The sequence below is a fragment of the Bradyrhizobium sp. NAS80.1 genome, assembly GCF_001908205.1.
Taxonomy (GTDB): domain Bacteria; phylum Pseudomonadota; class Alphaproteobacteria; order Rhizobiales; family Xanthobacteraceae; genus Bradyrhizobium.
In genome coordinates, this window is the sequence record NZ_LGHL01000509.1 from 1 (window position 1) to 536 (window position 536).

General features: G+C 65.3%; 1 protein-coding gene. It reads right to left on the minus strand.

Annotated features, from left to right (window positions below; genetic code table 11):
* On the minus strand, positions 1-536 hold a 536-nt coding region (locus tag AC629_RS44580), incomplete at both ends, for an Ig-like domain-containing protein (RefSeq protein WP_245332223.1).

A 536-nucleotide genomic window follows, 5' to 3' on the forward strand; every position in this document is an offset into this window, starting at 1 on the left:
TGAAGCCGTGGCTGCCGCTCGCGAGGCTTCCGGTGGTCAGGGTCCACGCACCACTGCTGTTGGCGGTCGTCGTTCCGACCTGGCTCGTTCCGTCAAACACCTGAACCGTGCTGTTCGCCTCGGCCGTGCCGGTCAGTTGGACCTTGGTGGTCCCGCTGACGATCGAGGCGTTCGTTTCAACGGGCGCATTCGGCGCAACCGTATCGACCGTAACCGTCAATGCAGTCGATGCTGCGCTGGTCAGGCCCGAGCTCGTGCCGGTGGCCGTGAAATTGTGACTGCCGTCAGCCAGCGCCGCTGTGGTGAACGTCCACGCACCGCTGCTGTTTGCGGTTGCCGTGCCGATTTGGTTTGGCCCGTCGAAAACCGTGACCGTGCTGTTGGCCGCGGCGACGCCGGTCAGGGTCAAGGTCTTCTGGTCGGTGATCCCGTCGCCAACCAAGCCTGTGTCGGGCGAGAACGAGGCAATCGTCGGCGCCACCGGCGTCGAGGGGATCGTCACCGCCAGAGCTGCAGACGCCACGCTGGTATTGCCG